The organism is Frankia casuarinae, assembly GCF_000013345.1.
Lineage (GTDB): Bacteria > Actinomycetota > Actinomycetes > Frankiales > Frankiaceae > Frankia > Frankia casuarinae.
Map to the genome: position 1 here is coordinate 1,653,600 of NC_007777.1, position 13,084 is coordinate 1,666,683.

Below are 13,084 nucleotides of genomic sequence, written 5' to 3' on the forward strand. Positions count from 1 at the left end.
GTGGATGCTGAGACCGTGGGTGCGGGTCTGCCGGCCGGCGGCGGTCTGACCCCCGCGCTGTCCCGGGCCGACGGCGGTGCCGACGAGGCCTCCCGGGCCCTGTCGGCGGCCCGGCAGGCGAGCGTGCGTCTCGCCCACCTGGCCCGGCGGATGGCGACACCGCGGATGTCCCAGGTGCCGCCGGAGCTGCGTGACATCGTCGAGGCGCATCGCGACTATCATCCGCGCGCCGACATCGGCCTGCTGGTGCACGCCTACGGCGTCGCCGAGCGGCTGCACGCCGGTCAGATGCGGCGCAGCGGGGATCCGTACATCAGCCATCCCCTCGCCGTCACCGAGGTCCTCGCGGAGCTGGGGGTGGACACGACTACCCTGATCGCTGCCCTGCTGCATGACACGGTCGAGGACACCGGGTACACCCTCGACTCCGTCACCCAGGAGTTCGGCGCGGAGGTGGCCAACCTCGTCGACGGTGTCACCAAGCTGGACAAGATGCGGTTCGGGGAGGCCGCGGAGGCCGAGACGCTGCGCAAGCTGATCGTGGCCTTGGCCCGGGACTACCGAGTACTGGTCATCAAGATCGCGGACCGGTTGCACAACATGCGCACGCTCGCCTTCATGTCCCCTCCCAAACAGGTGAAGATCTCCCGGGTCACGCTCGAGGTCCTGGCCCCGCTGGCCCACCGGCTCGGCGTCAGTGTGATCAAGCGAGAGCTGGAGGACCGGGCGTTCGCCGTGCTCCATCCCGCCGAGCACGCCCGGATTGCCGCCACGGTGGACGAGTTCACCGCCGCTGAGCGCGCGGCCGGAACCGTCGCGGCGCTGGTGGCACGGTTGCGAGCCGGGCTCGCGGGGGCTCGCATCGACGGCGCCGTCTCCATCCGGGTCAGCCACCTGTTCTCGATCTACAAGCGGGCTCAGGAGCGCAACCGGCCCGTCCAGGACTACACCGACCTCGTCCGCGTCCTCGTGCTCGTTGACGAGGTGACGGACTGTTACGCGGCGCTGGGTGTCATCCACGCCCTGTGGCGACCGGTGCCCGGCAGGCTGCGCGACTTCGTGGCTACCCCGAAGTTCAACATGTACCAGTCCCTGCACACGACGGTGACCGACGGCGCCGGCCGCTCCCTCGACATCCAGATCAGGACGCCGTCGATGCACCGGCTGGCCGAGACCGGGATCGTCGCCCGACCGGTCGGCCCCGGCGCGGACGGCGCCCGCCTGGAGGGCCTGTCCTGGTTGCACAGCTTGCTGGACTGGCAGGAGGAGGTCGACTCGGACGAGTTCCTCGAGTCGCTGTCCTCAGACCTGGATGCCGACGAGGTGCTGGCGTTCACGCCCAAGGGCAGGATGCTCGCACTGCCGGCCCGGTCCTCCCCGGTGGACGTCGCCTACGCCGTGCACACCGACATCGGGCACCGGGCGATCGGCGCCCGGGTCAACGGTCGGCTCGTCCCGTTGCATACCCGGCTGCGCAACGGCGACGTCGTCGAGATCCTGACCTCCAACCTCCCCGGCGCGGGACCGTCGGAGGACTGGTTGCACTTCGTCAGGACCTCCCGGGCCCGGGTACGTATCCGGCGCCGGCTGGCCCGGCAGCGCAGGGACACCGCCGCCGGGGCGGCCGAGCCGGGCGTCACGACCACCCGGTCCGGGAGCGGCGGCGGGGCGCGGACCGCCGGCGGCGCGGACGGCGCCTCGTCGGGCCTGCCGTCGCCGACCCGTCCGATCGCCCGGCGTGGGATGCCCAGCCTCGCGGCCGTGGCAGACGACGGGGTGGGTGGTCGGGTGCCGGCGAGGCTGGCGCGATGTTGCCTTCCGCTGCCCGGAGACGTGGTCGTCGGCTTCGCGACGCACGGCAGCACCGTGTCTCTGCACCGCCGGGAGTGCATGAACGCCACCGAGGCGGGGTCGGACCGCGAGCGCGTCGCGGTGGCGACCTGGTCGGCACCACAGGCGCAGATTTTTCCCGCGGAGATCGCCGTCGAGGCGTTCGACCGCTACGGGCTGCTCGCGGACATCACCGAGGTGCTCTCGGAGATCTCGGCGTCCGTCCGCGCGGCCTCGACGACCACATCCGATGATCGGGTCGCGCATGCGCGTTTCACGATCGAGGTCACCGGGCCGGAGCAACTGGACAAGGTGCTCGGCGCCGTGCGCGGCGTCGGCGGTGTCTACGACTGCTACCGCGTGTGCCAGACCCAGGGGTCGTCGGCTCACGGCGCGCCCGCCGGGGACGGGTGAAGCCAGCGCAGGGCGGCGGTGGCACCGACCCGGGCGGGGGACCGCGGCAGCGGTAGGACCAACCGGTGGGTGAGACCAGGCTGGTTACGGGAGCAGGCCGGTCTTCTCCGGCCGGCGTGGGGTGCTGTCTCTTGCGCCCAGCGTGGCCTTTCCGCGCCGGAATGTACCCTCCCGATCAACCGGCGGTAAACGGCTTGCGACTGAACCGCCCATTCCGGGTGGATCCGGGTGGAATGTCACGCGGAGAATACGGACCATCCTACCGGACGCCGTAAATTCAACGGCTACCGCCACTGATCGATGTAGGGTATCTTGCGTATCCATCGTTTTAGAGATGGGAGTGCGCGTGGGTCACCTTCAGGTCATCGTGAGTATCGACTCCCGGGAAAGCGCTGACCGTATCGGTAGGATCCTGGTGGAGGCGCGTCTGGTCGCCTGTTTCCAGGTGATCGGACCGATGAGCAGCACCTACCGCTGGAAGGGCCAGATCGAGCAGGCCGAGGAATGGCTCTGTCTGGCGAAAACGACCACCGAACGATTCGATGAGCTACATGAGCGGCTCGTGGTCCTCCACCCCTACGAAAATCCCGAGATCATTGCCACGCCGATCGTCGCCGGCCATGCCGACTATCTGGGCTGGATCAGCGCCGAGACGGCACCCACCGTCAGGTGAGTGCCCGCAGCTGCTCGTCGAACTCGCGCACGGCCTGGGTGTGCTGCCAGGGCCGCAGGTGCTCCCGGGCGCGGCGGATACGGGCCAGGCCCAGCGAGAAGTCCGTCTGGAGCACGATCGCGAGGGACTCGGCCGCGAAGTGGCAGGCCGCCTCGATCTCCCGCCGCTGGATGTGCACCTCCGCGATGTCGCTCATCAGCAACGACCGCTTCTTCGTCGCACCGGGAGCGGCCGCCCGCAGTGCCTCGGTGGCGGCGGCGTAGGCCGCGGCGGGTCGCCGTAGCCGCGTGTAGGTGGTGACCTTCAGGCCATCGAGCCGGCCCCGGTCGAAGAACTGCGTCCAGACCCGGTCCCCGTCGCTCTCACCCCGGTCGAAGGCATCCTGGGCACGGTCGAGGGCGGCCAGCGCCGCCCGGCCCTCGCCGCGAGCGGCCTGCTCCTCGGCCTCCCGGGCAGCCAGCCAGGCCCTGGTCATCACCGTGCTGCCCGTGGCGGCTCGCCGCTGGGCTTCACCGAGCAGCGCGCAGGCCTGGTCGTGGCGGCCACGGCTGGCGGTCTGGTAGCTCTCGTAACCGAGTACGCAGGCCCACAGGGCGTGGTCATCGGCCTCGCGGGCGGCCTCGATGGCCACCCGGTAGTAGGCGACGGCCGCGGGCAGGTCGTTCATGTCGAACGAGAGCCATCCGGCGAGCGCCGCCGTCTCCCCGGCGGTGGAGGTCAGCTCACGGCGCACCGGGGACCGGCTCGTGGTCTCCAGCAGCTGACTGAGCCTGCTCAGATGCCCGGTGACCCGCTGTATCAGGATCCGGGCGGGAACGCGTTCCTCTAAGCCGTACAGCCCCGCGGTGAGCTGGCCCAGCTCGTTGACGAGCTCCGGGGTCACCGTGCTACGGCGACGCAGCGCCGCCGAGAGGCGCTCCCAGGGCGGGGTGTCCGTGACGCCGTTCATGGGCACGACGGCGACGCCGCCCGCCGCGGCGAAGAGCCGGAGAAAGTCCCGACGTTCCACGGGAATACCGTTCGTGTCGATCATGTCGGTGCCGGGGTGAAGTACGAGTGTGCCCGCGGCGCCCGTCTCGCAGGCCGCCTGTTCAAGGTTCATCGACGCGGCGACGGCCGTACCCTGACCGGTTCCGCCCCGCAGTGCTCCGACGGCGGCGGGAAGCGCTTCGTCATCCACGAAACCGAGCTCCGCCGACGACCGGCCGAATAGCGCCCGCAACAACCGCTGATAACGCAGGCTTGGTTTCTTGTCGCCCTTCTCCCACTTGCAGATCATGTTGCCGGTCACCCCGGCCTCGCGACCCTCGTGGATGACGGAGAACCGACGGATCTCGGTGGCGAGCCGTTCCTGCGACCAGCCCCGTTCCTCCCGACTCAGTCGCAGCCGGGTGTTGGGTGTGCGGGTGTTGGGTGTGCGGGTGGTGGGCGTCCTGTCACCACCGGATACCTCAGGTGTTGGCGCGGAGGCCACCGGTGCGCGGGGAACTGCCGAAGGACCGGTCGTGAGCTGCATCGGGGCCTCCGAAGTCAATCGGTTGACTCCAGGAGCTTAACCCTCTGTGAGATAAGACGGTCATGCTCGGGCGTGGTCCCTTCGGGACCATCCACGGCAAAAGTGTGGTCATCCCGACGCGCCTGCGGCCGCCAGCGTCTTCGCCGAGTGCCGCCTTCTAGAGTGTGATGGCGTGAGAGCCGGCCCCCTCGACCGAAGCCCTCGTCCACGACGTCCCGTTCCACCAGCCCGACCGCTGCGCGCGTGGCAGCGTGCGGCCCTGGAGATCTACCGGTCACGGTCGTCGTCGGGCGCCCGGGACTTCATGGCGGTCGCCACCCCGGGCGCCGGGAAGACGACCTTCGCCCTGCAGGTGGCCGCCGACCTTCTCACTGCCGGCGAGATCAGTCGGATCACCGTCGTCGCGCCCACCGAGCACCTCAAACGCCAGTGGGCCGTGGCCGCGGCGGAGGTTGGTGTCGACCTCGATCCGGACTTCCGCAACTCGGCCGGGGCGACATCCTCCGACTACACCGGTGTCGCCGTGACCTACGCCCAGGTGGCGGCGCATCCGGCCCTGCACCGTGCCCGGACCGCCGCGCGTCGCACCCTGATCGTCCTGGACGAGATCCACCACGCCGGCGACGCGCTGTCATGGGGTGAGGCGATCCGGGAGGCGTTCACCCCGGCCGCGCGTCGCCTCGCCCTGACTGGTACTCCGTTTCGCTCCGACGTCAACCCGATCCCTTTCGTCACCTACCTGCCGGGCCCCGACGGGGTGATGCGCAGCATCGCGGACTCCTCCTACGGCTATGCCGAGGCGCTGCGCGACGGGGTTGTCCGCCCGGTGCTCTTCCTCGCCTACTCGGGCGAGATGACCTGGCGGACCAGTGCCGGCGCGGAACTGAGCGCCCGACTCGGGGAGCCGCTCACCAACGAGCAGACCGCCGCCGCGTGGCGCACCGCGCTCGACCCGGGCGGGGACTGGATGCCGGCGGTGCTCGCCTCCGCCGACACCCGGCTGTCCCAGGTGCGGGCCGGCGGCATGCCCGACGCGGGCGGGCTGGTCATCGCCACGGATCACGCGGCCGCGCGCGCCTACGCCGCGCTGCTCACCCGGATCACCGGCACCTCGCCCGTGCTGATCCTCTCCGACGACCCGACCGCGTCGACCAAGATCGATGACTTTCGCCGGTCGGCCGACCGGTGGATGGTGGCGGTACGGATGGTCAGTGAGGGCGTGGACGTGCCTCGCCTGGCGGTCGGGGTCTATGCGACCTCGGCGTCAACCCCGCTGTTCTTCGCCCAGGCCGTCGGGCGGTTCGTTCGGGGCCGCGGTCGCGGGGAGACGGCGTCGGTCTTCCTCCCGAGCGTGCCGTCCCTGCTGGCGCTGGCTGGCGAGATGGAGGTCCAGCGGGACCACGCCCTGGAGAAGTCCCCGCGCGATCCGGACGCCTTCGACGACGACGCGCTGCGGGACGCCAACCGGCGCAAGGACATCCCCGACAAGCCGGACACCTTGTTCACGGCGTTGGGATCCTCGGCCCATCTCGACCGAGTGATCTTCGATGGCGGCGAGTTCGGCACCCCGGCGGCCCCCGGGTCCATCGAGGAGGAGGACTTCCTGGGCCTGCCGGGCCTGCTGGAGCCCGATCAGGTCGCGGTTCTGCTGCGCCAGCGGGAGGCCGCCCAGCAGGCCGCCCAGCAGGCCGCCACGCGCCGTGCCGCTGCCCGTGCCGCGGATTCGCCGGTCGTCCCGCCGGCCCGCGAGGGCGTGCAGCCGGCGGTCGAGGCGGCCACCCGGCCCGTGCACGAGGTGATCGGCGAGCTGCGCAAGGAGCTGAACCGGCTTGTCGGCGCACACTTCCACCGCACGGGCAAACCGCACGGGATGATCCACGCCGAGCTGCGCCGGACCTGTGGCGGTCCGCCGAGCGGCCAGGCCACCGCCGCGCAGCTCCAGGCCCGCATCGACACCATCCGCCGCTGGGCCGGTTGACCGGCGGGTCAGCCGCCCTGGGTGATCGTGATCGAAAGAATCTTCGGCTTGCTCGCCGGGGCACCATCGGAGCCGCCGCCCTCGACGCCGGGCCCGGTGAGCTTGTCGAGCACGTCGAGTCCCTTGGTGATCTTCCCGAAGACGGTGTAATTGCCGGCGAGCGCCGCCGCGCCCTGCGGGGTCGGGTTCTGGTAGTTGATGAAGAACTGACTGCCGTTGCTGTCCGGCAGTTGGCTGTGCGCCATCGCCAGCACGCCTCGGTCGTAGGTCACGCCCTGGGTATTCTCGTTGGCGTACCCGTACCCCGGGCCGCCGTTGCCGGTTCCGGTGGGATCGCCGCACTGCAGGACCGAGATGCCTGCGTCGGCCCCCCCGGTCTGGCGGTGGCACGTGGTGCCGTCGAAGTACCTGGCGTCGGCGAGCGTGCGCAGGGCGTGCACCGTGCATGGTGCCTTCTGGGCGTCCAAGGCGGCCGTGATGGTGCCGGCGTCGGTGATGATCACCATTGTCGCCGGGGACGTGTCGACGGTGGCCGCGGCCGCCGGCAGGGTGGCGCCGCGGGCCGGGGCCTCCCCGTTGGAGGTGTAGGTGCACTGCCCGACCCTGCTGGTCTGACGGGGGGCGGCCGATGGTGTCGGTGCGGTCGCGGTGGGTGCGGTCGCGGTGGGTGTCGTCGCGGCACCGGCGGCGGCCACGTCGGGCTGGTCGTCCTTGCCGGTGAGCAGGATCGCGGCGATCGTCGATGCCGCGACGACGATCGCGATGAATCCGGCGACGATCGCGAGCCGCTGCTGACGACGGCGATGGGCGAGCCGGCGCCGCTGCGCCTGCCGGGCCGCCCGGGCCTCGGCGAGCTCGCGTTGACGTCGCTCCTTTGAACTGGCCACCGTCGCCGGCCTCCCTCGCTTCTGATGCGGTCTGCTGGTTCTGGTGTGGTCTGGTTCTGGTGTGGTCTGTGCACCGTAACCGGTGAGCGGCGGATCGCCCCGCATGGTGCCTGCCGGGGCGGGTGCCCGCCGGGCCGGGAGCGGACCGGTGCGCGGGCCGGACGGCTGGTAGCGTTACCGCAAAGCACAATGCGGTACCGATCAGAGGCTGACGCGATTCCATGCTCGATAAGCGCTTTATCCGGGAGAATCCGCAGGCCGTGAAAGACGCGGTCGCGGCCAAAGGCATTGATCTGGATGTCGATGAACTGCTGCAGCTCGACCGGGACAATCGCAAACTGCAGTTCGAGGTGGACGAGGCGCAGGCTCGGCGCAAGAGCTTCGCGAAGCAGTTCGCCGGGGCCGACGCGGCCCGGCGGGCCGAGCTGCGGGCCGAGCACGAGGCGTTCGACCGCCAGCTGAAGGACCTGCGCGAGCAGCTGGCCCGAACCGGGGGCCGGCTGTCCGAGCTGATGCTGCTGGTGCCGGGCATCCCGTGGTCGGGTGCGCCGGTGGGAGCCGACGAGTCGGCCAACGTGGTGTTGCGGACCGTCGGCGAGCCGCCGGAGTTCGACTTCACCCCGCTCGACCACACGGCACTGGCCGAGAAACGAGGGTGGGCGGAGTTCGCCCGGGCCCGGCGGGTCGCGGGGGAGCGGGCGTACGCCCTCGTCGGTGACATGGTCATGCTGGAGCGCGCGGTGCATTCCTATGCGCTCGACCTGCTGCGCGGGCTGGACTTCACCCCCGTGTCGGTGCCCGCCCTGGTCCGGGAGGAGCCGCTCGTCGGCACCGGGATGCTACCCAAGGCCCGCGAGGAGATCTATGCGATCCCCGCCGACGACCTTTACCTGGCGGGGACTGCCGAGGTGGCTCTTGTCGGCCTGCATGCCGGGGAGATTCTCGATGTGGGCCGCCTGCCGATCCGCTACGCCGGCATCTCGCCGTGCTTTCGCCGGGAGATCGGCAGCGCCAGCCGGGACGTCCGCGGTCTGCTGCGCGTCCACCAGTTCGAGAAGGTCGAACAGTTCGTGCTGTGCGCCGCTGACGAGGCCGAGTCGGCCCGCTGGCATGCCGAGTTGCTGGCCACTGCCGAGCGGATCCTGTCCGACCTCGGGCTGTGTTACGAGGTCGTCGAATGCGCCACCGGGGACATGGGCGTCGGCAAGTTCCGGATGAACGACATCAACACCTGGTTCCCCTCGCTCGGTCGATTCCGCGAGACGCACAGCTGCTCGACGCTGCACGACTGGCAGGCGCGCCGGGCGAACCTGCGCTACCGCGACACCGACGGCACCGTGCGTTTCGCGCACACGCTCAACAACACCGCCGTGGCGACCCCACGGCTGCTGGCGGCGTTGCTGGAGAACTTCCAGACCGCCGACGGCGAGGTACGCGTTCCCAAAGTGCTGCGGCCCTACCTGGGGGGCCGTGAGCTGATCTGAGGCATCCCGTGGCCCTGGCCGCGACGCGCCCGGACGGCCCGGACCAGGGCGGGTCCGGCGACCGCCAGCCGGCGCGGGGGCCCGACTGACACGCGGCGTTCGAGCACCCGGTAGTCGGCGCGCTCGACCTCGTCGAGGATGCCCCGGTAGAGGACGAACGCCGTCCGCAGGCAGTCGCGTGAGGTTGGGTGCAGCAGGCGGATGCCGGGCTCGGCGGCGCGGAACAGCTCCCGCGCCCGGCTGATCTCGAAGGCCAGCAGCCGGCGGACCGGCCCGTCAACGACGCCGGCGGCCAGCTGCTCCCGGGTGACCCCGAACAGGTCCAGCGAAGTCCGGGGCAGATAGACGCGGCCGCGCCGCAGATCCTCGCCGACGTCGCGGATGAAGTTGGCGAGCTGGAAGGCCATCCCCAGGTCGCGGGCATAGGGCAGGGCGCTGTCGTCCACTGGCTCGAGGATCGGCACCATCTGCAGGCCGATCACCGCGGCCGATCCGTGCATGTAGACGGTCAGCTCGTCCCAGGTCGCGTACTCCGTCACGGTGAGGTCCATCGCCATCGAGGCCAGGAACGCCGCGAAGTGGTCCGGATCGATCTTGAAGCGGTGAATGGTGTCGACCACCGCGGGCAGCACCGAGACCTCCGCGCGGTGCCGGTCCCTCCCGGTGCCGGCCATCTCGGTGCCGACGTCAACGGCGGGTGTCCCCGCCCGTAGCGCCGCAAGGAACCGGCTGCCCCACTCGTGCAGCCAGCGCGCCCGCTCGGCCTCGGTCAGCGTGGAGTCGAGATCGTCGACGATCTCGTCCGCGTAGCGGGCGAAGCCGTACAGCGCGTGGACGTGGGGCCGCTTCCACCCTGGCAGCAGCAGGGTGGCCAGGTAGTACGTGCGGCCGTGGGCGGCATTGAGCGCCCGGGCCCGCGCATAGGAGGAACGTAGTCGAGGATCGATGATTCCGGCCGCGTCGAGCTGCCCCACGTTAGTCAGCGTAGCCACCCAGCGAGGCGGATAGCGACGGCTCCCGCCCGATCGGGGTCGACCTGCCCCGGGGCGTCCGGTTGACCCCCTCGTCGGCGTCGATCCCCTCAGGGAAGCCGGGACGTGAACGCCAGGGACGTCGCCGCCGCGGCGAATCCCAGCCCCAGGGACAGCCCGAGGAACCAGGTGGTGACCTCCCGGTATTCGGTCCGGTAGCCGATCGAGCTACCGAGCCCCCGGTAGACCGAACGCAGTTCGTCGCCGGAGGTGGCACGATGGTACGAGCCGCCGGTCTGCTCCGCGATGTCACGGAGCGCCTGTTCGTTGACCGGCACCGGCACCTCCTGGCCGCCGACGTCGAGCGTTCCGTCGGCGGTGCCGTAGGCGATGGTGTCCACCGGGATACGGGCTTGCCGCGCCGCCTCGATCGCCTGGTTGTTCGGCCGCCCACGGGTGGTCTCCCCGTCGGAGAGCAGCACGATGGCGGCCGGAGGCGCGCTCTGCCCCGTGTCGGAGAACCGTTTGCCGGCGGTGGTGATCGCCTGGAGCGAGGCGAAGATTCCTTCGCCGACGGCGGTCGCGGGACCGAGCTGCAGGCCGCGGATGCCGGCGCGGACCGACTCGCGGTCGGCGGACGCGGGCACCAGGACCGTCGCGCTGCCGGCGAACGAGACCAGCCCGAGGTTGATACGGGGAGGGAGCTGGTCGACGAATGCCGAGGCGCCCTGCTTGGCGGCCGCCAGCCGGGTCGGGGCGATGTCCGTGGCCGCCATCGAGTTGGAGACGTCGATCGCCAGGATGATCGTCGCGCGTTCCCGGGGAACCCGCTCGGCCCGCGCCGGTCGCGCCAGGGAGAACACCAACCCGGCGAGGGCGAGCAGCAGCAGCGCCGCCGGGACGTGACGGCGCCACCACTGCGGTCGGCGGGGAAGCACCGAGGACAGCAGCGACGTCGACGACAGCCGGGCGGCATACACCCGCCGCCGCGCCGAGACCACGACATAGGAGATCAGCAACGCGCCGACCCCCAGGTACAGCCACAGCCAGTGCCCGGCCAGGAAGCTCACCGGCTGCCTGCCCGACTGGTGCCTGCCCGACTGGTGGCGGGCGCCGCCGTGCCACCCTGGTCGGTCCGACCCACGGGCGGGCGGCGGCCGGCTCCCCGGCCGCGCCGGTTCGCCGAGGCGAACCGGACGATGTCGACCAGCCAGTCCGAGTCGGTGCGCAGGACCAGATGGTCGGCGCCGACCCGGCGCAACGCCAGCGAGACCGCGCTGCGGTGGGCGACGGCGGCCGCGGCGTAACGTTCCCGCAACCGCCGCGACGACGTCGGGACCTCGACGAACGCCCCCGTCTCGGCGTCGACGACGGGCAGCGGCCCGACCGGTGGCAGGGTCAGCTCGAGCGGGTCAACGATCTCGATGGCGAGCACCTGATGCCGCGCCGCGAGCACCCGCAGCGGCCGTTCCCAGCGCAGGTCGGTGGACAGGAAGTCGGAGACGACGACCGCGAGCCCCCGGCGGCGCGGCGGGCGCAGCAGGCCCTCCACCGCCGCGGCGAGGTCGGTGGCCGCCGCCGGATCGGGCCGGCGGCGGGGCCGGTCGTGCGCGCCGCGAGGCGCGGTGATGAGCGTGTGCAGCAGCGCCCGCAGCCCGTCCCGGCCGGGCCGGGCCGGGATCGCCCGTGGACCGGCCTGGGTCAGCGCGATCGCGCCCATCCGGTTGCCGGTGCGGGCGGTCAGGAAGCCGACCGCGGCCGTGGCGGCAATCGCCAGATCACGCTTCTGCCAGGTACCGGTGCCGAACTCGGTGCTGGCGGTGAGGTCCACCAGCGCCCAGGTCTCGAGCTCCCGGTCGGCGATGAGATCGTGGACGTGGGGGACGGTGGTCCGGGCCGTGACGGCCCAGTCCATCCGGCGCACGTCGTCACCGACGGCGTACTCGCGGCTCTCGGCCTTCTCGCTGCCCTGACCGGGCAGCAGCCCGAGATGATCGCCGAGGAGCATGCCGTCGAGACGGCGGAGCACGGTCAGTTCGAGCCGGCGCAGGGTCCGCTCCACCGCCGGATCGGTCGCCGACACGGAGCCGGCCCGGAGCCGGTCCGCGGGGTCCGTCATCCGGACGCACCCTGGTCGAGGTATTCCGGGAAGCCCGAACGCGGGTTCGTCCCCCACCCGCCGGCATGCGGACCGGTGGGGTAGTGGGGGCCCTGCTGGCGGGGCGCCACCTGAGGCTGCGGGACCACGCCCAGGATCCGGGCGGCGATCGCGTCCGCGGTCAGCCCCTCGGCCAGCGCCTCGTACGAGAGCACCAGGCGGTGGGGCAGGACGTCCAGGGCGACCGCGGCGACGTCGTCGGGTACGACGTAGTCGCGCCCGCGCAGCAGGCCGAGCGCGCGGGCCGCCGCGACCAGTCCGAGCGAGGCGCGCGGCGAGGCTCCGTAGGCCAGGTGGCCCTCGAGTTCGGGTAGACCCGCCTCGCCGGGGGACCGGGTGGCGAGCACCAGCCGGACGGCGAACTCGATGATGGCGTGATGGACGAACACCTCGTCGGCTCGGGTCTGCAGCCGGGTCAGCGCCTGCGGGGTCAGGACCCGCTCGGGGAGCGGTGGCGAGGTGCCCATCCGCCGGACGATCTCGAGCTCCTCCGCCGGGTTCGGGTAGGGGACGTTGACCTTCATCAGGAACCGGTCCCGCTGCGCCTCCGGTAGCGGGTAGACACCCTCGGATTCGATCGGGTTCTGGGTGGCCAGTACCAGGAACGGCTCGGGAAGCCGGTGGGTGACCCCGCCGAGCGAGACCTGCTTCTCCGACATCACCTCCAGCAGCGCCGACTGCACCTTCGCGGGTGCCCGGTTGATCTCGTCGGCGAGCACGAAGTTCGCGAAGACCGGGCCGAGCTCGACGTCGAACGCCTCCTGACTCGCCCGGTAGATGCGGGCACCGACGATGTCGGAGGGCACGAGGTCGTTGGTGAACTGGATGCGGACAAACGAACCGCCGACGACGGTTGCGAGGGTCTGCACGGCCAGCGTCTTCGCGACCCCGGGCACGCCCTCCAGCAGGCAGTGGCCCCGGGCGAGCAGGGCGACGAGCATACGTTCGACCATCCGGTCCTGTCCGACGATCACTTTTTTGATCTCGAACAGGGCGCGTTCGAGCAGCGCCGCGTCCGACGTGGTGTCCGGTACGGCGAGGCCGGCCGGGCTGTGCCCTTCGTCCATGGCAGCATTGTCCCAGCCGCATCGTGGAACAGGGTGCCAAAGGACTCGGCACGGCCTGGCCGGAAGCCTCTTCTAAGCCGCTCTTCAGCAACTTCTCGGCGGTGGG

At 71.3% G+C, this 13,084-nt stretch carries 10 protein-coding genes; 4 read left to right on the top strand and 6 right to left on the bottom strand.

The annotated features are described in order from the left end of the window. A complete protein-coding gene (locus FRANCCI3_RS06915) occupies window positions 1–2,244 on the top strand; it encodes a RelA/SpoT family protein (protein WP_011435819.1) in 2,244 nt (747 codons plus the stop codon). A 346-nt stretch (window positions 2,245–2,590) separates the two neighbouring features. Next, entirely contained in the window at window positions 2,591–2,917 is a 327-nt protein-coding gene (gene cutA, locus FRANCCI3_RS06920) for a divalent-cation tolerance protein CutA (protein WP_011435820.1), read from the top strand. Here cutA and FRANCCI3_RS06925 read toward each other — a convergent pair. After that, the gene (locus tag FRANCCI3_RS06925) at window positions 2,910–4,433 is read right to left on the bottom strand and encodes a helix-turn-helix domain-containing protein (RefSeq protein WP_011435821.1); all 1,524 of its coding nucleotides are present in this window, start codon (window positions 4,431–4,433) and stop codon (window positions 2,910–2,912) included. The two genes, cutA and FRANCCI3_RS06925, sit on opposite strands and share 8 nt — an antisense overlap. Before the next feature lie 172 nt (window positions 4,434–4,605). Here FRANCCI3_RS06925 and FRANCCI3_RS06930 point away from each other — a divergent pair, with 172 nt between their 5' ends. Next, the gene (locus FRANCCI3_RS06930; protein ID WP_011435822.1) at window positions 4,606–6,411 is read left to right on the top strand and encodes a DEAD/DEAH box helicase; all 1,806 of its coding nucleotides are present in this window, start codon (window positions 4,606–4,608) and stop codon (window positions 6,409–6,411) included. A gap of 8 nt (window positions 6,412–6,419) precedes the next feature. On the opposite strand, the gene FRANCCI3_RS06935 is transcribed toward FRANCCI3_RS06930, so the two are convergent. Beyond that, complete coding sequence (locus tag FRANCCI3_RS06935; RefSeq protein ID WP_011435823.1) at window positions 6,420–7,298, bottom strand: peptidylprolyl isomerase; 879 nt, start codon at window positions 7,296–7,298, stop codon at window positions 6,420–6,422. 221 nt (window positions 7,299–7,519) lie between these two features. Between FRANCCI3_RS06935 and serS the strand changes: the two genes are divergently transcribed. Beyond that, window positions 7,520–8,782 carry a serine--tRNA ligase gene (serS, locus tag FRANCCI3_RS06940; RefSeq protein WP_011435824.1) on the top strand — a complete coding sequence of 421 codons (1,263 nt, stop codon included), beginning with the start codon at window positions 7,520–7,522 and terminating at the stop codon, window positions 8,780–8,782. Here serS and FRANCCI3_RS06945 read toward each other — a convergent pair. The 4 genes from FRANCCI3_RS06945 to FRANCCI3_RS06960 form a co-directional block, all read right to left on the bottom strand. Beyond that, window positions 8,755–9,756, bottom strand: coding sequence for a phytoene/squalene synthase family protein (locus FRANCCI3_RS06945; protein ID WP_035958219.1), 1,002 nt, complete (start codon window positions 9,754–9,756; stop codon window positions 8,755–8,757). The two genes, serS and FRANCCI3_RS06945, sit on opposite strands and share 28 nt — an antisense overlap. 107 nt (window positions 9,757–9,863) lie before the next feature. Beyond that, window positions 9,864–10,823 (bottom strand): VWA domain-containing protein, encoded by a 960-nt coding sequence (locus tag FRANCCI3_RS06950; protein ID WP_011435826.1) that lies wholly within the window; start codon window positions 10,821–10,823, stop codon window positions 9,864–9,866. After that, window positions 10,820–11,872 (bottom strand): DUF58 domain-containing protein, encoded by a 1,053-nt coding sequence (locus FRANCCI3_RS06955; protein ID WP_011435827.1) that lies wholly within the window; start codon window positions 11,870–11,872, stop codon window positions 10,820–10,822. The genes FRANCCI3_RS06950 and FRANCCI3_RS06955 overlap by 4 nt, the downstream gene beginning before the upstream one ends. Next, window positions 11,869–12,978 carry an AAA family ATPase gene (locus tag FRANCCI3_RS06960; RefSeq protein WP_011435828.1) on the bottom strand — a complete coding sequence of 370 codons (1,110 nt, stop codon included), beginning with the start codon at window positions 12,976–12,978 and terminating at the stop codon, window positions 11,869–11,871. Before FRANCCI3_RS06960 ends, FRANCCI3_RS06955 begins: the two co-directional genes overlap by 4 nt. Window positions 12,979–13,084: the final 106 nt, after the last annotated feature.

What these genes read in the sequence shown, in the direction of transcription:
- FRANCCI3_RS06960 (WP_011435828.1), bottom strand. Translation starts at nt 12,978, where the DNA reads ATGGACGAAGGGCACAGCCCGGCCGGCCTCGCCGTACCGGACACCACG.
- FRANCCI3_RS06925 (WP_011435821.1), bottom strand. Translation starts at nt 4,433, where the DNA reads ATGCAGCTCACGACCGGTCCTTCGGCAGTTCCCCGCGCACCGGTGGCC.
- serS (WP_011435824.1), top strand. Translation starts at nt 7,520, where the DNA reads ATGCTCGATAAGCGCTTTATCCGGGAGAATCCGCAGGCCGTGAAAGAC.
- FRANCCI3_RS06955 (WP_011435827.1), bottom strand. Translation starts at nt 11,872, where the DNA reads ATGACGGACCCCGCGGACCGGCTCCGGGCCGGCTCCGTGTCGGCGACC.